Source organism: Methanobrevibacter sp. (genome assembly GCF_017432245.1).
GTDB lineage: Archaea > Methanobacteriota > Methanobacteria > Methanobacteriales > Methanobacteriaceae > Methanobrevibacter.
On the sequence record NZ_JAFRJO010000068.1, the window covers coordinates 1 to 21,283 of the forward strand.

The following is a 21,283-nucleotide window of genomic DNA, read 5'->3' on the forward strand; positions in this document are numbered from 1 at the left end:
AAGTTAAAAAAAGTTAAAAAGTTAAAAAAAGAAATAAAAATTAAAAAAATAGTTGAAAAAGTTTTGATCAAACTTGTTCTAAAAGTTTGGAGGATTATGTAATAATCTTTTCAAATCCGCCATTTTCGAGTGCCATTTTAATTTCACGTGCAACTCTTCTTCCCATACTCATACCTTCACCATATTTGAGGTAACTGTATGAAGAACCTTCCATAAAGGTGTTAGTACCACCATCAGTTCTTGCACTTGTTTCAAATACAACAACTTCAAGGTTATCGTTTACAAGAGTTTGGATACAGAATGGGCCGTTTAAACCAGGTTTTACTAATTCTGCAGCACTTTTAACTAATTTGTCACCGATTTCAAATGCTTGTGGAAGCAATGATTCTCTCATTACAACTGGGTGGTTACCAGTTACAACATAGGATGGGCTAATGTCAATTGATAATTGGTCTTTAGCAGGCATTCTTACAAATCCATCAATACTGGATTCATATCTGCTGTCCATACCCATAAGTTCCACTTCATCATTCAATGCTGAGTAGAAGTAGTGGATACAGTAATTACAACCGGATACGTATTCTTCAATGTGAGCTTGTTCCACATCTGCATCTTCAATCCATCCACGTTCTTTCATTGCATCGATTTTTTCATTAAATTCTTCAGTGGATGATGCTACAAAGTAACCTCTTCCACCTCTTGCTCCAGGGAATTTAACCATTACAGCACGGTCAATTTGTGATGGGTCATCATATTTCATTGGGATTCTGATTTTACCGTTTACGAGCAATTGTCTTTCTAAGTCTCTTTCAGCTTCCCATCTTAAGATGTCTCTGTTACCGAACATAGGTACATTGAACTTATCTTCAACATTGTCTAAACCAGCGTATGCTACAAAGGATCCATGAGGAATAACAATTGCATTCATATCTCTTAACTTTTGTTGAACATCTTCGTTTACAATGTCTTCGAATTTATCTACGATGATATATTCATCTGCAACATCAAAACGTTGATAAGGCACTTCTCTACCCTTTGCACAGACAATTGCAGTTCTAAATCCTTCTTGTTTAGCACCATTAAGAATATGTAAAGAGGTGTGACTACCTAAAGTTGCGATAGTGATATTGTCTTTATCATACCCTTCCAAAATCTCCAATATTTTTTCTTTACTAACTTTTCCCATTTTTAATCTCCTGAACTAATATTTTTCAGAAATGAATCATAAATATAACAAAAATATTTATCGATAATAATATTATATTTTTATAAACTTATAAAGTTTTATTATTGAAATTTTATTCATATTTTATAAAACAAAAAAATTCATAAAAAACCATTAATGGAATTGGAAAAAATATGTTAAAACAATAATTTTCCAAAAAACTATATAATTTATATTAAACAAATCTAATATTGTTAGACTAATAAAATAGAAATCATTTAAAATTCTTTAATCATAACAATTATTAATGTGAAAATATGTTGATTGGATTAATATCAGACACCCATATTCCTGATAGACGAATTAAGCTTCCTCAGAAGGTTTTGGAAACCTTTGAAGGAGTTGACTTAATCATTCATTCAGGAGACATAACCAGCCAAAGCGTTATAGACGAATTGGAGACAATAGCCCCGGTAGTTGCCGTTGAAGGAAATATGGATAGGGTTCATGGAGAAATTGATCTTCCCCCTTCTAAAATCATAGAAGCGGAAGGCCATAAGATTGGAGTAATACATGGAGAGGTTTATCCAAGAGGAGACACACAACAATTATATTATCATGCATTGCAATTGGAAGTGGATATTCTTGTAAGTGGACATTCACATATTGCACAGCTTGAAAAGATTAAAAATGTCATTTTGGTAAACCCCGGAAGTCCAACAAACCCAAGATTATCAGACCCATCAGTTGCATTGATGGAAATAGATGGAAATGACATTAGCATAGAATTCATTCAAACCGGAAGGCCTGTCTGTTCTGCATTGAATTTTTATGAAGAGAAGGCAAAAAAGGATAAGAAGGAGGGTTAAAATGGGAAGCAGATGGCAAGTGGAAAAGAAGAATGACCCTTATTACAAAAGAGCTAAAAGCGAAGAATATCGTTCAAGAGCATCATTTAAGCTTAAGCAACTTGATAAGAAATATAAAATAATCAAGGAAGGAGACACTGTAGTGGACTTAGGAGCTGCTCCAGGTGGATGGTCCCAAGTGGCATTGGAAAAGGTAGGTGAAGAGGGAATCGTTGTAGGAGTCGATTTAAATAGAATCAAGCCATTCCACGAACCTAATTATTATGGAATTAGAGGGGATTTTACAAAAGATGTCGTTCAGGAAAAGATCATGGAATTGACAAACGGTAAAGTGAAAGTCCTTATGTCCGATGCTGCACCTTCATTGACTGGAGTGAAAGACCTCGATCATTTAAGGTCTGTAGACCTTGTTGAAACAGTGTTTAAGATTGCAGATAATATCCTTGAAACCGAAGGAAATCTAGTTATTAAAGCATTCCAAGGCTCAGAATACAAACGTCTTTTAGACAGCATAAAATACGATTTCAGAAAAGTTAAATCAACTAAACCTCCATCCTCAAGACAAAAAAGCAAAGAGATGTACATTGTAGGATTAGGTTATAGAAAAGGGCCTAAAAGGAAGAACTAATTTTTAAGGAAATATGAAAATCAGATATTTAAAAAAAAAGTTAAAAAAATATTAAAAAACTGAGATAAAAATATTTAAAAAAAAGTTAAAAAAATATTAAAAAATAGATGAAAATATTTAGAATATTAAAAAAATAAAAAAAGAAAGTTAAATAAAAATATTATTTAACTGATAAACTGTTATAAGCTTCTTGAGCTATTTTTAAATCGTCTTTTGCTTGTTGTAATCTTTTATCAACTTCGGAAGCTGGTTTTCCCATCGATAATGCACTTTCCACATCACTTATATCATTTTGAACCCTTACAAGTTCTACTTGTGCATTAACAAATTCTCTTTCTAAAGTAATATTGTCCATGGCATAAATCTTATTACCAGTATCATTATACAATGCCTCTAAATCATTGCAATTAGATTTCAATTCAGCTAATTGATCATATTGGGTACCGGAGGAAATGCCTCCAGTCAAACTAGAAGAGACCAAACTAAAACCAACATAAGCGATTGCTGCTACAGTAGCTATAATCATTATAACCCCTAAAACAGAAATTAGCATAGAAGTTGATTTGAATAGATTCAATCTTGATTTTCTCATAAATTCACCATACTATTTTTAAGAAATAAAATAGAATTACTAATATTTTTAATCTTACACCTATTTAAAATTATCAATTTAAATTGACGAATTTAATGAAATTGAAAAGATAAAACCAATTAGAAAAATAGATTCAACATGAAAAATTATAATGATGTCATAGCAATATTCCAAAGGATAATTATGAAAAATTATAAGAATATAAAAACAATTTTTCAATATGACTATTATGAAAAATTAAAAAATTAATTAAACTTTTATAATATTAATTATAAAAAGAATATTACAATGAATTCCACTAACAAAACAAAAACATCACTTGCAAAATTTGAAGAATTTTTCTCAACAATTTACAAGGATGATGTATTTGAAATCTTAGAAAAATATCCTGATGAAAGGTCACTTACAGTCAATTACGAAGACTTAGAGATGTTTGATCCTGATTTGGCAGATTTATTGATAGAAAAGCCGGATGAAGTAATTTTAGCTTCACAGAAAGCTATTAAGAATATCGACCCATTAATGAAAGATGCTGAATTAAACATCAGATTTGAAAATCTTACTAATAACATTCCATTAAGCGACTTATTGAGTAAATACATTGGAAACTTTGTATCTGCTGATGGAATTGTAAGGAAAACTGATGAGATTCGTCCACGTATTGAAACAGGAGTATTTGAATGCAGAGGTTGCATGAGGCAGACTGAAGTGGAACAAAGCTCTGGAAACCATATTCTAGAACCTTCATTATGTAGCGAATGTGGTGGAAGATCCTTTAGATTGCTTCAAGAGGAATCCAAATATATTGATACACAAAGCGCAAGAATGCAGGAACCTTTGGAAAACTTATCTGGTGGAACTGAACCTAAACAAATGCTTATGGTTTTGGAAGATGATTTGGTAGATGAATTGAATCCTGGAGATAAAGTTAGAATCACAGGAACCTTAAAGACATTTAGGGAAGAGAGAAGTGGAAAATTCAAAAATTACATCTATGTGAATCATATCGAACCATTGGAACAGGAATTTGAGGAACTGGAACTCAGTGAAGAAGATGAAGAAAGAATCTTGGAATTATCCAAAGACCCTCATATACATGATAAAATCATTAATTCCACAGCGCCTTCAATCAAAGGTCACAGAGATGTAAAGGAAGCTATCGCATTGCAGCTCTTTGGTGGGACAGTGCAACAATTGGAGGATGGAACTCGCTTAAGAGGAGACCTTCACATTCTTATTGTCGGGGACCCTGGTATCGGTAAGTCCCAAATACTTAAATATGTTTCAAAATTGGCTCCAAGAAGTGTTTACACCAGCGGTAAAGGTACATCCGGTGCAGGTTTAACTGCAGCAGCAGTTAGAGATGAACTTGGAGGATGGTCTCTTGAAGCAGGTGCATTGGTACTTGGGGACCAAGGTAACGTATGTGTAGACGAATTGGATAAGATGCGTTCAGAAGACAGATCTGCACTTCACGAAGCATTGGAACAACAAACAGTGAGTATTGCAAAAGCAGGAATCATGGCAACATTGAATACAAGATGTTCTGTTCTTGCAGCAGCAAACCCTAAATTCGGTACATTTGACAGATATAAAACTTTAGCAAACCAGATTGACTTGCCTTCACCGATTCTTTCTCGTTTCGATTTGATATTTGTAATTGAAGACAAGCCAGATGTGGAAAAGGATAGGGAATTAGCTCAACATATTCTAAAAACTCACCAGTATTCTAACATAGCATATGATATTGAGCCAGAACTCTTGAGAAAATATATCGCTTATGCACGTAAAAATATCCATCCTGTACTCACAGATGAAGCAAATAAAGTATTGGAAGAGTTTTATGTATCTGTGAGAACCGGAGGTGTGGAAGAAGGCACTCCTGTACCAATTACTCCAAGGCAATTGGAAGCAACCATTCGTTTAGCTGAAGCTAGTGCAAAACTTCAGCTTAAAAATGAGGTGGAAGCTTCAGATGCTCATAGAGCAATTAGCTTGCAAAGAAGATGTTTGGAAAAAATTGGAATGGACCCTGACACAGGCAAAATAGACATTGCAAGGGTTGAAGGAAGAACTCCAACATCTGAAAGAGATAAGATCAACAAGGTAATGCAGGAAATAGGTGCATTGGAACAGGAATTTGATAGAGTTCCAATCAGTGTCTTAAAAGACCATCTTGCTGAAAACTTTGATATGAGTGAAGAGAAAACAGATGAAATCTTAAAACAACTCAAGAGCAAAGGACTTATCTACGAACCACGTAACGGTCAAGTAAAAAGACTGGAAAATTAAAAAAGTTAAAATATTATGCTTGATCAAATTCAAGCATTTTTCTATTTTTTTAAAATATTAGTTTTCACATTTTTTTAATTAATTCTATCATATTAATAAATATTGCACATTATATAAAACCGACAATCCTATTTCATATTTTTTAATAATATTTATTATATTAATAAATACATTAATAAATGATAAAACATATATCTTATATTAATATAACTCAAATACTATTTTTATAAAAGATATCATAAATTTTATTTGATTATAATTATTGCAATTAATTTTATTATTCCAAAGAGGTGAAAAAATGGATGATTATGACAATTTATTAAACAGGGCTATTGATCAATTGCCTCCTGAGGTATTTGAAACAAAAAGATTTGAGCCTGTTAAAGCATATTCAGTTATTCAAGGTAATAGAACCTTTATTCAAAATTTCAAAGATGTGGCAGACTCCTTAAATAGAGACCCACAACATGTATTAAAATACTTATTAAGAGAATTAGGTACTGCAGGTAATTTAGAAGGAGTAAGAGCAATCTTACAAGGTAAATTCAATCATTTCTTAATCAATGAAAGAATTGATGAATACATTGAAAAATACGTTATCTGCCATGAATGTAACAGACCTGATACCAAAATCATAAGGGAAGATAGAATATTTATCTTAAAATGTGCAGCATGTGGTGCAAAAGCTCCACTTAAGCCATTATAAACTTTCTCTTCTTTTATATTTTTTATTTTAAAAAAACTAAATAGCTATTAAACTTAATATTAATTTTTATTCAATTTTTACATTATTAGAGTGTTTTAAAATGTTTTGTCCAGAATGTGGTGCAACAGACGTTGAAATGATAGATGGAATCTGCAAAAACTGTTTTTTAAAGAAATTCCAACTTATGGAAATTCCAGAGAATATCACTGTAACCATCTGCAAGCACTGCAACGCTAAATTAGAAGTGGGAAAATGGAAAGATGAGTACATTCCAGAAGAGGAAATCATCTATAGAGCATTGGAGAGAAACATCACCATTTCCGATTTAGCTGAAAATGAAGAGATAGAACTTGAAATCGACCAGATGAGAGGAACAATTGCAGAATGTTATGTTGAAGCTGTTGCAACTGTTTTAGGAGAAGAAGTGGTGGAAACACACACTCCAAATGTAAAAATCAACTACTCAGTTTGCCCTGACTGCAGCAAAAGAAATGCAGGATACTATGAAGCGGTAATTCAATTGCGTGCAGATGATAGGGAACTTGAAGATGAAGAAATAGTTATTGCTGAAGAGATAATCAATAGAACCCTTGATAAGCAATTCAAAAAGGACAAATTGGCTTATATTCCTCAAGTCGCTAAGCTTAAGGAAGGAAATGACTATTACATCGGCTCTTTGAAATCTGCAAAAAAGGTTGTAGAACATCTTAAAGAAGAGTTTGGAGGAACAACTAAAGAGTCTCCAAGGCTTATCAGTGAAGACAAGTCCACTGGAAAGGGATTATACAGAATCTGGATAGCATTAAGACTTCCAAAATTCGTAAAGGATGATTTTGTAAAGTACAATGACGGCATTTATCAAATCAATGATGTTGATGGAAATAGAATTCAAGTCATAAATTTGGAAAATCAAGATACAATAGCTTTAAAATGGAGAGAATATGATTCTATAGAAAAGATAGAGCATTTGGAAGGAGTTCAAAAAGCGATTGTTACATCAAAATCTCCAAATGCACTTCAGATTCTTGATCCTGATGATTATAGCCCAATCGATTTGGAAATGACTGAAAAATTAGAGAAAATCAATATCGGCGAAGAGATTGATGTAATTAAAATAGATGGAAAAATCTATATAATCTAGAATTATAGCAAAAAATCATAATTATAATAATTATCTAATAACCAATAAATAACCAATTACAAAAACAAAAGTGTGATTACATGAACATTGAAGAAAAAATTGAATTAATTCAAGAAGGAACTTTAGAAATCATTGATGTAGATGAATTGAAAGAAAAGCTTGAAAAAGAGCATCCTATTGCTTATACTGGATATGAACCTTCTGGAAAAATTCATTTAGGTCATGCAGTAACAATAATGAAACTTAAACAAATGCAAGATTTAGGATTTAAAATCAAAATCTTACTTGCAGATTATCATGCTTTCTTGAATGGAAAAGGAACTGTAGAGGAAATAGCTGAAACTGCAGAATACAATAAAAGATGCTTCCAAGGATTAGGACTCGCTGATGACACCGAATACATTTTAGGTTCCTCATTCCAAACTGGAAGCGAATACACTAATGACGTCTATCAATTAGCTACTTTAACCACCTTGAAAAGGGCAAAAAGAAGTATGGATCAAGTCAGCAGACATGATGACAATCCAAAGGTAGCTAGTGTGGTCTATCCATTGATGCAAACTGCAGACATGTCCGCTTTGGAAGTTGATGTGGCATTAGGCGGTATGGAGCAAAGAAAAATCCAAATGTTAGCAAGGGAAAACTTACCTAGAATAGGAAAGGAAGCCCCTGTCTGTATTCACACTCCTTTGATTCATGGTCTTGACGGTGATGACAAGATGTCCTCAAGCAAAGGAAACTACATTGCTGTTGACGATGATGAGAAAACAATCAAGGACAAAATCAAGAAAAGCTACTGTCCTATGGGAGAAACAGAAGGAAACCCTATCTTGGAAATTGCAGATCACTTCGTATTCTCACAACAAGACACTTTATTAATCGAAAGACCTGAGAAATTTGGTGGAAACTTAGAACTCTCTAAAGATGAACTATACACAATGTACGGAGAAGAAAACTTGCACCCAATGGATTTGAAAAATGCAATTACACAATACTTAATTGATTTCTTAAAACCAGTTAGAGACTTTATGGAGTCACAAGAATAATTAAAATAAAATTAAAAAATTATAATTATAAATTTTTAAAAAAAGATTAAAAAGAGGGATAGAATGGAAGAAGAACCAGTATATGAAATGAAACTTACCAATGGAATTGGAGAACAAATGCTTGCTCATGTTATTGAACAGTTCGATGTTGAACTTAAGCAAACTGAATTTGGACCAAAACTTCAAGGTACAAAAGAAGAGCTTGAAAAAGCACAAGATTACATTGTTAAAGTAATGAAAGAAAGATTAGACGAATTAGATAGAAGATAATCTAATTTCTATCTTTACTTCTTTTCCTTATTTTTAAAAATAAAATTAGTTAAAATTTAAAAAATAATTTAAGAGCATGTTCTTAAATTTTCTATTTTTAGATTATAAAATGCAATCCTTGCAAATGTCAAATAATGGAGCAACTGCTTTTTTAATGTCAGAAGAGACCTTATTCGGACCATTATTTGCATCTATTATTTTAAAGTTATCATTGGACCCTGCCAAATCCAAGTAATTCTGTTTTACTCCAGTCAAAAACTCTTCATTCTCGAATTCATCTGTTCCGTCACATCTTTCAACGGATTTCTTGACATCCAAATCCAAGAGCAAAACCAAATCTGGAATTTTGGCAAACTTATTTATCTCTTTGATCCAATCCTGAGGATCTTGATATGATAAGCTGGAATAGAAGGACCTATCACTTATTACTACAACATTATCTTTCTCCAATTGTTCAATCTTATCCATTAAAATAAGTCTGTCTGCTGCAAACAATAGACCTAATGTCTTTTGCATAGTGTCACTTGTAGCATCAGAGCGAGTCAAAAGCTTACGAATAAGCTTTCCAACTTCCATGTCAGTCGGTTCAACAATTGTTTCAACTCTTAATCCATTGCTTTCTAGCCATTCCTTTAGCATTTTAATTTGAGTTGATTTTCCAGCACCATCTATTCCTTCCAATACAATATACATAGAATAGAATTTATTTTTAAAAATATATAATTATTTTGAATTTTATTAGTTTTCAAAAGCTATCACAACTATAAATATAAATTTATTATAAATAATTATCAATAATTCTTATAATATTAAAAATATGTATATAATAAAATCAACAAATCTATTAATAGTTAGATTATTTTAAATAAATTATTTTAAATAAAATATTTTAAAATAAATTCAATCATTTATAAAATACAATCATAAAAACAATCAAAATTATAGGAGATTACTTAATGACATTACCTGAATTATTGGCACCTGCAGGAGACTATGACATATTGGTCACAGCAATAAATGCAGGAGCTGATGCAGTATACATATCTGGAGAAAGGTTTGGAGCAAGAGCATTTGCCAAAAACTTCACTCTGGAAGAGATAGAAAAGAGTGTGGAATATGCTCATTTGAATGGAGCAAAAATACACGTTACCGTAAACACCTTGATAAACAACTTTGAAGTAATAGACGTTGTCAAATACTTGTTCTACCTATACAAAATAGGTGTTGATGCGGTTATTGTACAAGACTTGGGAATCATAGAACTCATTAAAAATCTCATTCCTGGCCTTGAAGTTCATGCTTCCACACAAATGACATTAAGTGATTATGATTGTATTTTATGGGCTGTTGAAAACAATATCTCACGTATTGTCTTCCCACGTGAAATAAGCGTTGATAAAATAGCTGAAATATCAAAAAAGCTGCAGGAATCCAACATCAACATGGAACTTGAAGTATTTGGACATGGTGCTCTCTGCTATTGCTTCAGTGGAAACTGCTACATTTCATCATACAACAGCGGAAGAAGTGGAAACAGGGGAGCATGTGCACAGCCTTGCCGTAAGCAATACAAACTGAAATATAAAAATTACAATGTTGGAAACGGATACCTATTGTCAACTCACGACCTTGCAGTCTACAAAGGATTAGACAGAATAGCGGATGCAGGAGTCTTTTCACTAAAGCTTGAAGGAAGGATGAAATCTGCAGATTATGTGGGAACAATCACAAATGCATACAGACATCTTATTGACGGTGATGAAGGAGACTATGAAAAGGATTTGAGTCTTGTATTCAATAGACAATTTACTGACGGTTATATCCTTAATCAAAAGCCGGGACAGGTTTTAGGAAGAGAAAGTTCAGGCCACGAAGGAGTTTACATAGGTAAAATCATTGAAAAGAAAGGTGATTTAATCACAATAGCTAAGGAAAACGAGGAGTTCAAGATAAACCTTGACATCGGTGATGGAATCGGATTCAAATACAAGGACAAAATCAAAGGAATCTACATCGATAACATCAAGGAACAAACCGATGCATACATAAAGCTTGAAACAACAAGAAATATCCGTGAAGGAGACCAAGTTCTCTTAAGCTATTCCAAATCCACTCATGACAATCTCAAGAAATTCAAAAACGAAACAATAAAGCAAAGCATTCCATTGGACTTGGACATCAAATGGACAGAAGACCTAAGACTTAATATCAATGCTAAATTCAAGATTATTGAAAAGGGAATTAACAACGAAAACAAGGAAGATGAATTCAGTTTCAGATACATTTCAGAAACCAAATTCGAACCAGCTCAAAAAAGACCTGTAAGCATTGAAGACATTGAAAAGCAAATGCTTAAAACAGGTTCAACATCATTTTACATTAACAACTTAACCATAACTGGCATGCCTGAAAACAGCTTCGTGCCAATTGGAAAGCTTAATAAGATAAGAAGAACCATTCTTGACAAGGCAACCGAATTGTTATTGAACTATTATAAGCCTGATAAAAAAGATGAGAGAGCAACCAATAAACGCATTAGCCAATTCGTCAAGGAATATAAATCATATACAGACATTCCGGTTAGAAATGAAAAGCTTAATCTTTCAATATTTGCAGATAATCTGGAACTTTTAAGGATGACTTCCAAATTGCCAATCCACAAGTATTTCTTTGATCCATCATTCTCATACTACGGTCAAGAGGAATACTTCAAAAACATTAAAGACCTACTAAAAGAAGCATATTCCATCGTTTATAAAGGCAAGGAAAATGTGGATGACAAATTAGTACTTGTATTATCATCATTCATAAGCGATGAGGAAATAGAAGAGATAAGCAGAATAATTGGAGAATTGGAAGATGAAGGAATGAGAATTCCAATTATGTATGACACTCCTGGAATAGCTAAAAGCTTTAGGAACAAGGTTTATGGAAACCATAATCTAAATGTTTGGAATAGCTATAACGTGAAAAACCTTTCTGATGCCGGATTTAAAAGTATAATATTATCTTCAGAATTGTCACATACAGAAATTAAGGAATTAGTCAGCAAATACCAATTCATCAAAGGAAATGAAGATGTAGACTTGAATATAATCATCCAAGGAAACCTTGAAGTCATGAGCAGTAAGGACGACTTTTCAAATCTCAATGATGGAAAGGACTTCATAGTCAAGGACTCTTCAGATTATGCAATTCTTGAAGACCAAAAACGTAAGAAATTCAAATATAAGGTTGTATTCGATTACAATATGCATAGTCATTTCATCAACAAGGACTGCTTATGTTTAATTGATGAAGTGGAACTAATAAAGGACACTGGAGTGAACTCCTGCATAATCGATTGCAGATTCTCCTCTCCACAATACAGCTCAACAATTGTCTCACTTTACTCACAGGCATTGAAAGAGGACAACACTTACGACTTAAACTTACTTAAAGAACAGATAAAGAACATTACATTATCAAGATTGAATAAAGGAAACTTCATTAATGGAAGAATACATGAAAAGTCATGTTAAGCTATTGGTGACTAAGTATTGACCATTAACTATTATTATATTTATTACTCGAGGAAAAACAATGAAACTACCTGAATTATTGGCACCTGTAGGATCTGCAGAGCATTTGAAGCTGGCAATATTGTCTGGTGCAAATTCCATTTATCTCTCTGGAGAGAACTTTGGAGCAAGGAAATTTGCAGAAAACTTCACAGTACCGGAAATAAGAGAAGCTGTCAAGTATGCTCATTTGCATAATGTAAAGGTTTATGTAACAGTGAATATCCTAATCAAGGAAGGGGAATTGGAAAAGGTAGCAAATTACCTTCTTGAATTATACAAAATGGGTGTTGATGCAGTTCTCATTCAAGATGTCGGTCTTGTAAAAATCATTAATGAAAACATCCCTAAATTAGCTATTCATGCTTCAACCCAAATGAACCTCCACAACATTGAAGGAATCAAATGGGCCTCAGAACATAATATAAAAAGAGTTGTTCTTCCAAGAGAAACCGAAATGAATGAACTTAAAGAAATCATTGACTATGCACATTCACTTGGAATTGAAATAGAGATATTCGCTCATGGTGCATTATGCTACAGCTATTCAGGTCATTGCTTATTATCTTCCATGCAAGGGGGAAGAAGCGGAAACAGAGGAACCTGCGCTCAACCTTGTAGAGAAAAGTATGAATTGAACATCAACAAAGGCAAAAAGATCAATCCTAAAAATGAAGGGGACTATCTTTTATCACCAAGAGACCTGTCATTGTTTGAGCATCTTGATGAAATAGTTGGTCTTGAAGTGGACAGCATAAAGATAGAAGGCAGAATGAGAAGCAATGATTATGTTGCAACTGTTGTCAAAAACTATAGGAAAAGACTCAATAAGTTAAGATATGACAAAACAAGCCAAGCATTGAATAGAAACATCAAGGAATTGGAAAGAAAAAGCAAGGGCAAAAAAGGAAGAAGCACTTACTTGAAAAAGGCACAGGAAAAGGAAAACATTGCAAAACTGAAACATGAACAGAAACTGCAAAACCTTGAATCTCTTGAAGAACTTGAATTGGTCTTCAATAGAGAGTTCACAACAGGACATCTCATTCCTAAAAACAATCCTATGATAATGAACAGGAAAAAGCCAGGACATCAAGGATTATACATTGGAAAGATTCACAGATACAATCCACAAACTGAAGAGATTCATATTTTGCTTAAGGATAATCTAATTCACATTCCAGAAAAGGGAGATGGAATACTAATTGAAACCAATCCAAATTTGGAAAATGACAATAATCAGAATAATGCGGAAAATAACTCTAAAGACAATAAAAGATTAAAGTCAAAACAGGATAAAAGAGCTAAAAGGAAAGAAAAAAGAGCCAAAAAGGAAATTAATCAAAATAGTGAAGGATTCTTACAAACCTATGGATTTGACATTTCTTCAAAACCTGTTCTAAAGGACTCAAAAGACAAGCATTGGAGAAAAAGGGAAAAGGACAAGGACATTGAAGGAAAACTCCTAGTCATAAAAAGAGTCAGAGAGAACAGGAGACTCAATTTCCCACTTCCAAAAGGTTCAAAGGTTTATCTAACCAAGAAAAACTCACTTTTGAATGAAGTGAAGGATCTCCACCATAAGAAGGAGAACCATTACATCAAGAAATCATTGCTTGAACTTTACTTTAGAATAGACAGCGACAATTATCCTCATTTGAAAGGCAACTTGAAATTGGATGACGGTAAGGTAATCACCTTAAAGGTCAAAGGGGAAAGTCCTTGGGAAGAAGCAATCAAGAAGCCAATATCCAATGAGACAATCAAAAAGCAATTGATGAAGATTGGAGACTTGCCTTATTACATTGAAAAGATTACAATTAACAACAATAAAAGCTTATTCAGCCCAATAAGTGAAATCAATGAGCTTAGAAGAAGATTCTTCAATGAGCTTGAAGAGGAAATAATAGCAAGCTACAAGCCAAAAGAGGAAGATGTGAAAATAGCTGAAGAGAACATTAATGACTTAACAGAGGATTTAAGAAAAAGAATCGATTTAAAATCAAAGGTTCAAGACAATTCAGATGATGAATATAAATTATCTGCATATATCAATAGCTTGGAAATCCTAAATAAACTAAGCAAAAATAAAGAAACCATTTTTGATAGAATCTATTTGGAAATACCTCCAAATAAGGACTTTGAAGAGATTAACCAAGAAATTATTGAAAACAAATCCCTTCAGGACCATGAATTGAACATAAGCTACTGTGTCAATTTCCTGAAAGAAGCTATTGAAATTTCTAAAGATCAAGAGTATAAACTAATTTGGAAACTTCCAGACATTGCACACAAGCAATCTAAGGAATCAATAATTAAGATTATTGGCATTCTTAAAAAGATGAATCTGCACATTGACATCATGACCAGTTTAATTGGATTGGACGATTCATTAAAAGACAAGTTTGATGTGGAACTTTATGGAAATTATCCAATAAATGCATATAATATAGAAACCGTATTAGAGTTGAATAATTATAAAACATTATCCATATCTCCTGAGATATATAAGAAAAATATCAAGGATTTAATGGAAGATTACTATAAGGAACTGTCAAAAGATATCTCACTTCCAGAATTGGAACTCTTGGTTCATGGAAATATAGAATCAATGGTGACAAGAAAGGAACTGGTTTCCAAAAAGCAATTGAAACTCATCAATAAGTACAATCAAAAGCAAAGAAAACTTAACAAGAACTTCAAGGAAAGTGAATATTACATTGACACTAATGAATATTATCTCAAAAACAGAAGAGACCAATATTATCCAATCAAAACCAATTTGAATGAGGATACTTTAATCATATTGAACTGCGAAGAGCTTTGCTTGATTGATGAAATTGATTACTTGAAATCAATAGGAATTTCCAACTTTTCAATAGATGCAAGATGGAAATCCTTAGACTACATTAATAACATTGGAAAAGTCTATAGAGGCATTATTGATGGTAAAAATGATATGGATGAATCTAAAAAAGTCATTGATGAACATTGTCCTGACTTGACAAAAGCAAACTTTGAAAAAGGATTGAAATAGCAATGACTTTTCAAAATCAATGCAATATTATAATCAGATGAAAATTCAAGTTATTTAAAAACAAAAGATTTAAAAATTAATAGAAAAATAAAAAAAATTAACTATATGTTAAAACTAAATAAACAAAAACACTTAAAATTAATTTATTTACTCATATTCATAAATGAGGTAATCGTATGGAAGGAGCACAATTACAAAACATTAAGGGAATTGGAGATAAGTTATCCCAAAAGATCATCGATGAGTTAGGAGGGGAAGACGAATTAAATCAAGTTATTGAAAACCTTGATTTAGAGAGATTGATCAATATTGATGGAATCAGCCAAAGGAAAGCCATTGAAATAATGAATCAATTAATCGGAAATCCTGCTCAAAAATTCTTGAAAAGCGATAGGGCAATCCAACTTTACGAGGAAATCATTGAAAAGATTGTAAGCTATTCAAATACAAGTTATGCGAAAAACAGAATTTTGCTCCTTGCCCCTATAAAAGATGAGGAAATCATCGAAGAACGATTGAATTTTGTAATGAATGCTAAAGAAAAGGTAAGCAACCTTCCATTATATGACCTTGATAAACTGATGAAAAATCTCCATGAGCCAAAGCAATCCAAACCTAATTACGATGCAAGCAAAGCCATTCTCGCGGAAAGCCATGAAGATGCTGATTATTTAATGGATCTTGGATTGAACAAGTACTACACAATATTGACTGCATCAGATTCCCCATTCTTCCAGGAAGAATTAAGAGGATATGAACTCATCTATTACATTTACACTGAAGGATTCTATGACTTGGGAGACATGCCTAACCTAATCATGATAAATAAGGATGCTCCGATCTATCAGCTTGTACCTGAAGTGATTTTGGACTACTTCAAGGAAAACAGAGATCTGTTTGAAAGAGTTTCCAAAATTAAAGGAATATTAGGTGAGGAAACTGTACTTAATGACATTGGTCCAATACTTGATGAACTTGATTCCTATAAAACCAAAGAAGTTGATTTGGATGAAATTGTTAATAATGAGAAGAGATATATAGACCGTGAGTTAAAAGAAAGGATTCAAAACATTGACCTTGAAGGAGATGAAGTTCTCGACTTATTAAACAATGCCTTACCACCAAAACTAGAAGAAATATTTAACGAAATTTTAAGTAAATCAAAGGAAACTATCAAGTTGGAAAGTGGTATTGATTTTGACCCATTCATCAGAAAGTATCCGATTGAAATCGATGACATGGAAATGGAAAGGGTGAAGACAGAAATCCTTTCAAATTCTGAAAATAATTATTTTGACAAAAAGAGCACTGCTGCAGAACAATTGGCATCCATCAAGGAAGATGCTGAAAGGGAAGTCAGTGATATTATCAAGTTTGACTATGAATACGCTTTAGGCAGCTTTGCTTATCTTTATGACTTGAACAAGCCTGAGTTCACCAATGAATATGATCTTCATCAAGCCTTGCACTTGAACTTATGCTTAAGGGAAAGGACAATGAAAGAAGGAATTCAAAGAGTGGATTATAAGTTGAATGAAGAGGAAAATATTGCACTATTGACTGGAGCAAACAGTGGAGGTAAAACAACCCTTCTTGAAACCATTAGCCAAATAGCTATTCTCGGGCAGATGGGACTTCCAGTTCCAGCTAAATCCGCTAAGATAAAACTATTGGATGAAATCTATCACTTTTCCAAAAAGAGATCATTGGATGCAGGAGCTTTTGAATCATTCTTGAATGTATTCATGCCTATAGTAACAAGTGACTCAGAGAAATTAGTTCTCCTTGATGAACTTGAAGGAATCACCGAATTGGAAGCAGCTGTAAAGATCATTTCCAGTTTCATTGAAATGATTGAGGAAAGTAATTCCTTTGCAATAATTGTAACCCACATGGCAAATGAGCTAATGAAATACACAGACATCCGTGTAGATGGAATCGAAGCTACAGGGCTCGATGAAAACTACAATCTTATTGTGGATAGGACACCTAAGATGAATTACTTGGCAAAAAGTACACCCGAATTAATTATAAATAGAATGTACAACAACTCACCACCAGAACTTAAAAAGGTATATGGTAAAATATTGGAAAAGTTTTAAAAAAAGTAGATATTTAATAAAATAGATTAAATTTGAATTAATCTATAAAAATTATTAAATATTTAATTGATATTTTGCCCGTATACTAACTCTCTTGCTTCACAGGTAGTTTACCCTTTCCTCCACGAGTAACCCTCGAAACAGGCAGCCTATCTAATGCTGGGTTTCTTCTAATCATCGACAGCTAAAGCTTCCCTCATAGAAGGACCATAGGCATCAGTCATAAATATGATGCGACAATATAATCTTTACTTTAGATTGTATATATAATTTTGTAAAAAGGATTAAATTTATTAAATTTACATTAGAAAATTTTTCAAAAACAATATAAATCAAAAAGCATAAAATATTTCATAAGTAAAGTAATGTCAAATTTTCTAAATTACTTTTAAAATTGTATTGGGGGATTCTATGATAAAATGTTCCAAATGCGGAAAGGAAAATGTTGATGAAGCTATTTTTTGTTCAGATTGTGGAACTAAATTAGATAATGGCCCATCTGCTCAAAGCACTGATATTGAAACAGATTATTCCAGTTCAGATAGTATTTGGTCTCTTTTTAAAATAAGAAAGGTGGATGAATCTGAAACACTCAGTGCACGTTTTAAAAGAGATCCTGCTTTATATATTTGTTGTGTTTTCCCATTAATTTTTATATTGGTGATTTCAATAGCTAGCGATGCAAATCTTTTCATTAAAGGATTACATCCAGCAGATTATGAAACCAATTATCCTGATGAATTTAATAATCTGGACCTTAATGATGATGGCAAATTAGAATTCAATGAAGTGAATCACATTGTCTCACATACACCACAAGATATGCTATATGATCTATTTAGAAAGTCGGATAAGGATGATAATGGCTATTTGACTGGTTATGAATTTGATGTGTATCAATCTAAAGCCAACGGCAATGTATATGAGGCAGATTATCGAAGAGAAATGGAAAAAAATGCTTCAAAGCATCAAGGTGGCCGAGATTACAGTTCTGGAAACTCTAAAGCTACAAACAGCCTTAATAAACTAGAATCTGATAGAAATGAGGGTTATGTATTGACTTGCCCATACTGTGGAAGCGAATCAATATATGAAATTAATGGTTATTACAGATGTGCTGAATGCGGTAATTCCATCTATGACCCAGATGATTTGGAATTAGGATATGCTGAAGGATATATGGAGATGTTAGTTCCTATATCGTCATATTAATGGTTAATAATTTTTCAATAAAAATTGTTTTAATAAATGCAAACAATTATATACTATAAGAGACCATTATCATACATATAAAATTAGGAGATTAAACATGTCTGACATTGCAAGAATAGTTATTTTTAAAAAAGAAAATGGAGAAGAGTTTACCTTCGATGACAAATATGTCCAATTAACTTCTTTAGAAAATAAGATGTTAATATTTAAATTTGAAGCTTCTCAAGATATATTAAAAGAAGGAGCAGAATTTTTCAGCACTTTCAACACTTATGAACAAATCAAAGTGGATATTGGAGGAACTGGAGAGATTCCATGTTACATGAAAAGCTTATCACCTATAGTAGGTAGAGGTCCTAAAAAAACAAATGGAGAACATTTAAACGGCATTTTCACATTATCCCTCCAGCAAATAGTTGCTGCTCCAGACCCAGAGGAAGAGCAAAACTGCTTAAACTGTGCCTTATCACAGAATGGAGTTTGTTCCATTAAGGATAATGATGAAATAACAAGCTGTGATGATTTTAAAAAATAGATAGTGGTTATAAATTGTGAAAAATCATTTTTCATAAACCACCATTATTTTTTATTAAACTCCTTAACCTCTAAGGATTCCACTTCATCAAGGAAAATCCAAGTGATCCACTCACCTCTTCGAAGTTCAAGAAGAATCTGAATCCCATTTCTACCATAATCAGAACCATCCAAATCACATTGAACAATACTAACCTGTTCACATCTTGTCCTAACATTATTTACATTCACAATACAATCCATATAATAATCCAAGCCATCTTGAAATGGATTATTATTGGTTTCTATCTCATTAATGACATCCATTACTTCCATATTTCAACCCCCTAAACATACTATGAAATCACTCTCAACCTTCTTAAAAAAAATTAAAAGGAATAATTGAAATTTTTCTCCAAATACGCCTTAACCCTTTCATTTATATCTGCAATCTCTTGATTATACTCAACATACTTCAAATTCAAGTCATTGTTGAATTTGAACATCAATAAGTCATCTTCATTAGGCCCAATTGCAAATAAACGGTCAAGAATTCTGTTTGCCTTTTCAAAATCATCCTCAAGGAAACATATGTGCATTGAATAGATATAATGCTCACTTTCAAACGGATGTGCCTTATGTTCCTTTTGAAGATATTCCTTGGCCTTTTCAATTTCTTCATTTTTAATGCATACCTTAGCCATTCTGGAATGTAGTCCCTTATATTCAGGATTTATTTCAGCCAATCTTTCATACTGTCTTAAAGCATCATCATAATCACCTAAGAAGCAATGATTCTCAGCCAAAAGAAAAATTACATCTTCACTATCAGGCCAGTCATCCAATATCTTTTCCAAACATTCAATTGAATTGTCAAAATCACAATAATTCAGATATTCAACAGCATTCTCTTTAAGATCATAATACTTCTTAAAACTTTCAAATGGCAAAAGTTCCGTTCCGCAGTCCGAACATACCTCTCCACCATCATTAATTTCCTTAAAGCATTTTGGACAAAACTTTTTAGGGTAGGCACCGCAAAACGGACAGAAATCAAATTCATCCGAATACTCTTCACCACAGGTTAAACACTTCATATTATCACCCTTTAAATTATTCTTTTTCAAATATTTTTCAATCATAATTAGCAAATAAAATATAGAAACGATAGTATTTAAAGTTAATGAATTAAAAAAAAGTTAGTGAAAATGTTCTTAAAACAAGAGTTTAGGAAATGGAAAAAGACAAAAATAGTTCAATAAATTAAAAAAAAAGAAAAAATAATGAATAAAAAAATAAAAAAAGAAATAAGATGATTTAATTTAAACCATCAATAGCATTTTGAACATGCTTAATGTATACATCTCTAATGTCTTGAGATTGTGCGAGCCCTTCTATGACACATTCAACTTCATAGCCTTCTGAAGCAAACATGCTTTTCCAGGAATCTTCATCGTCTCCAGCCATGTCGTTTTGAGCATGATCACCAGCTACAACCATTAAAGGCTTGAGCACTATCTTCTTGTAGTCTCCTTCCTTTACCATAGCCAAGACATCATCGTAGTCAGGTTTTGCTTCAACAGTACCAATGTAATAATTGTTGAATCCTTTTTCCTTTAGCATTCCTTGCAATTTGGTGTAAACCATATTACTTTCTGCAGGAGACCCATGACCCATGAATACAACTGCTGTATCGTCATCGTAATCTCCTTTAGAGGTGATGCTTGCAATCAAGTCTTCAAAGTCCTCATCGGAGATTAATAAAGGTTCTGCAATTGGAATGTTTTCAAATTTGTCAATGTATTTGTCTACAGTGTCCTTGATCTTGAAATGATATTCGGTACCGTTCATGATGTGAGTTGGTTGAATGATAACAGTCTTTACACCATCATCCAATGCTCTTTCCAATGCTTCCTCTACATTGTCAATAGCCAAGTCATCACGTTTTTTCAAAATGTTTATAACCATTTGGCTTGTGAATGCTCTTCTCATTTCATAATCAGGAAATGCTTCATCAATGTCCTTTTCGATAGCTCCAATGGTAAGAGCACGATTATTGTTATAAGAAGTACCAAAACTTACTACTAAAATAATCTTATCAGTCATAATATCATCCTTAAAAATAAAAAATATTTCACTTTATTGATTAA

At 32.6% G+C, this 21,283-nt stretch carries 18 protein-coding genes; 12 read left to right on the plus strand and 6 right to left on the minus strand.

What is annotated here, in order from left to right; all coding sequences use genetic code 11:
* Positions 1-94 precede the first annotated feature (94 nt).
* Positions 95-1,186 carry a formate--phosphoribosylaminoimidazolecarboxamide ligase gene (locus tag IJI80_RS05820; RefSeq protein WP_292788445.1) on the minus strand — a complete coding sequence of 364 codons (1,092 nt, stop codon included), beginning with the start codon at positions 1,184-1,186 and terminating at the stop codon, positions 95-97.
* Positions 1,187-1,482: 296 nt separating this feature from the next.
* On the opposite strand from IJI80_RS05820, the gene IJI80_RS05825 reads away from it, so the two are divergent.
* A complete protein-coding gene (locus tag IJI80_RS05825; protein WP_292788447.1) occupies positions 1,483-2,034 on the plus strand; it encodes a metallophosphoesterase in 552 nt (183 codons plus the stop codon).
* Position 2,035: 1 nt separating this feature from the next.
* The gene (locus tag IJI80_RS05830) at positions 2,036-2,662 is read left to right on the plus strand and encodes an RlmE family RNA methyltransferase (protein ID WP_292788449.1); all 627 of its coding nucleotides are present in this window, start codon (positions 2,036-2,038) and stop codon (positions 2,660-2,662) included.
* Positions 2,663-2,822: 160 nt separating this feature from the next.
* On the opposite strand, the gene IJI80_RS05835 is transcribed toward IJI80_RS05830, so the two are convergent.
* Complete coding sequence (locus IJI80_RS05835; protein ID WP_292788450.1) at positions 2,823-3,254, minus strand: hypothetical protein; 432 nt, start codon at positions 3,252-3,254, stop codon at positions 2,823-2,825.
* 288 nt (positions 3,255-3,542) lie between these two features.
* On the opposite strand from IJI80_RS05835, the gene IJI80_RS05840 reads away from it, so the two are divergent.
* The 5 genes from IJI80_RS05840 (at position 3,543) to IJI80_RS05860 (ending at position 8,709) form a co-directional block, all read left to right on the plus strand.
* Entirely contained in the window at positions 3,543-5,546 is a 2,004-nt protein-coding gene (locus IJI80_RS05840) for a minichromosome maintenance protein MCM (protein ID WP_292788452.1), read from the plus strand.
* A 298-nt stretch (positions 5,547-5,844) separates the two neighbouring features.
* Positions 5,845-6,252 (plus strand): translation initiation factor IF-2 subunit beta, encoded by a 408-nt coding sequence (locus tag IJI80_RS05845; protein WP_292788454.1) that lies wholly within the window; start codon positions 5,845-5,847, stop codon positions 6,250-6,252.
* A 100-nt stretch (positions 6,253-6,352) separates the two neighbouring features.
* On the plus strand, positions 6,353-7,393 hold the full coding sequence (locus IJI80_RS05850) for a 60S ribosomal export protein NMD3 (protein WP_292788456.1): 1,041 nt from the start codon (positions 6,353-6,355) through the stop codon (positions 7,391-7,393).
* Between the two features lie 80 nt (positions 7,394-7,473).
* Positions 7,474-8,439, plus strand: a complete 966-nt coding sequence (locus IJI80_RS05855; RefSeq protein ID WP_292788458.1) for a tyrosine--tRNA ligase — start codon at positions 7,474-7,476, stop codon at positions 8,437-8,439.
* A 63-nt stretch (positions 8,440-8,502) separates the two neighbouring features.
* Complete coding sequence (locus tag IJI80_RS05860; RefSeq protein ID WP_292788460.1) at positions 8,503-8,709, plus strand: hypothetical protein; 207 nt, start codon at positions 8,503-8,505, stop codon at positions 8,707-8,709.
* A gap of 102 nt (positions 8,710-8,811) precedes the next feature.
* On the opposite strand, the gene tmk is transcribed toward IJI80_RS05860, so the two are convergent.
* Positions 8,812-9,402, minus strand: coding sequence for a dTMP kinase (gene tmk, locus IJI80_RS05865; RefSeq protein ID WP_292788462.1), 591 nt, complete (start codon positions 9,400-9,402; stop codon positions 8,812-8,814).
* Positions 9,403-9,665: 263 nt separating this feature from the next.
* Between tmk and IJI80_RS05870 the strand changes: the two genes are divergently transcribed.
* The 5 genes from IJI80_RS05870 to IJI80_RS05890 all read left to right on the plus strand — a co-directional run bounded on the left by IJI80_RS05870 (position 9,666) and on the right by IJI80_RS05890 (position 19,155).
* A complete protein-coding gene (locus tag IJI80_RS05870) occupies positions 9,666-12,230 on the plus strand; it encodes a U32 family peptidase (protein WP_292788464.1) in 2,565 nt (854 codons plus the stop codon).
* Between the two features lie 61 nt (positions 12,231-12,291).
* The gene (locus tag IJI80_RS05875) at positions 12,292-15,306 is read left to right on the plus strand and encodes a U32 family peptidase (protein WP_292788466.1); all 3,015 of its coding nucleotides are present in this window, start codon (positions 12,292-12,294) and stop codon (positions 15,304-15,306) included.
* Positions 15,307-15,482: 176 nt separating this feature from the next.
* Entirely contained in the window at positions 15,483-17,408 is a 1,926-nt protein-coding gene (locus IJI80_RS05880; RefSeq protein ID WP_292788468.1) for an endonuclease MutS2, read from the plus strand.
* Positions 17,409-17,819: 411 nt separating this feature from the next.
* Positions 17,820-18,620: a zinc-ribbon domain-containing protein gene (locus IJI80_RS05885; RefSeq protein ID WP_292788470.1), complete on the plus strand. Its 801-nt coding sequence runs from the start codon at positions 17,820-17,822 to the stop codon at positions 18,618-18,620.
* 97 nt (positions 18,621-18,717) lie between these two features.
* Complete coding sequence (locus IJI80_RS05890; RefSeq protein WP_292788472.1) at positions 18,718-19,155, plus strand: hypothetical protein; 438 nt, start codon at positions 18,718-18,720, stop codon at positions 19,153-19,155.
* A gap of 44 nt (positions 19,156-19,199) precedes the next feature.
* Here IJI80_RS05890 and IJI80_RS05895 read toward each other — a convergent pair whose 3' ends face one another.
* From IJI80_RS05895 to IJI80_RS05905, 3 genes are all read right to left on the minus strand, one after another.
* Positions 19,200-19,469 carry a hypothetical protein gene (locus IJI80_RS05895; RefSeq protein WP_292788474.1) on the minus strand — a complete coding sequence of 90 codons (270 nt, stop codon included), beginning with the start codon at positions 19,467-19,469 and terminating at the stop codon, positions 19,200-19,202.
* A gap of 53 nt (positions 19,470-19,522) precedes the next feature.
* Positions 19,523-20,230, minus strand: coding sequence for a tetratricopeptide repeat protein (locus tag IJI80_RS05900; protein ID WP_292788476.1), 708 nt, complete (start codon positions 20,228-20,230; stop codon positions 19,523-19,525).
* 220 nt (positions 20,231-20,450) lie between these two features.
* Complete coding sequence (locus tag IJI80_RS05905; protein ID WP_292788478.1) at positions 20,451-21,239, minus strand: sirohydrochlorin cobaltochelatase; 789 nt, start codon at positions 21,237-21,239, stop codon at positions 20,451-20,453.
* Positions 21,240-21,283: the final 44 nt, after the last annotated feature.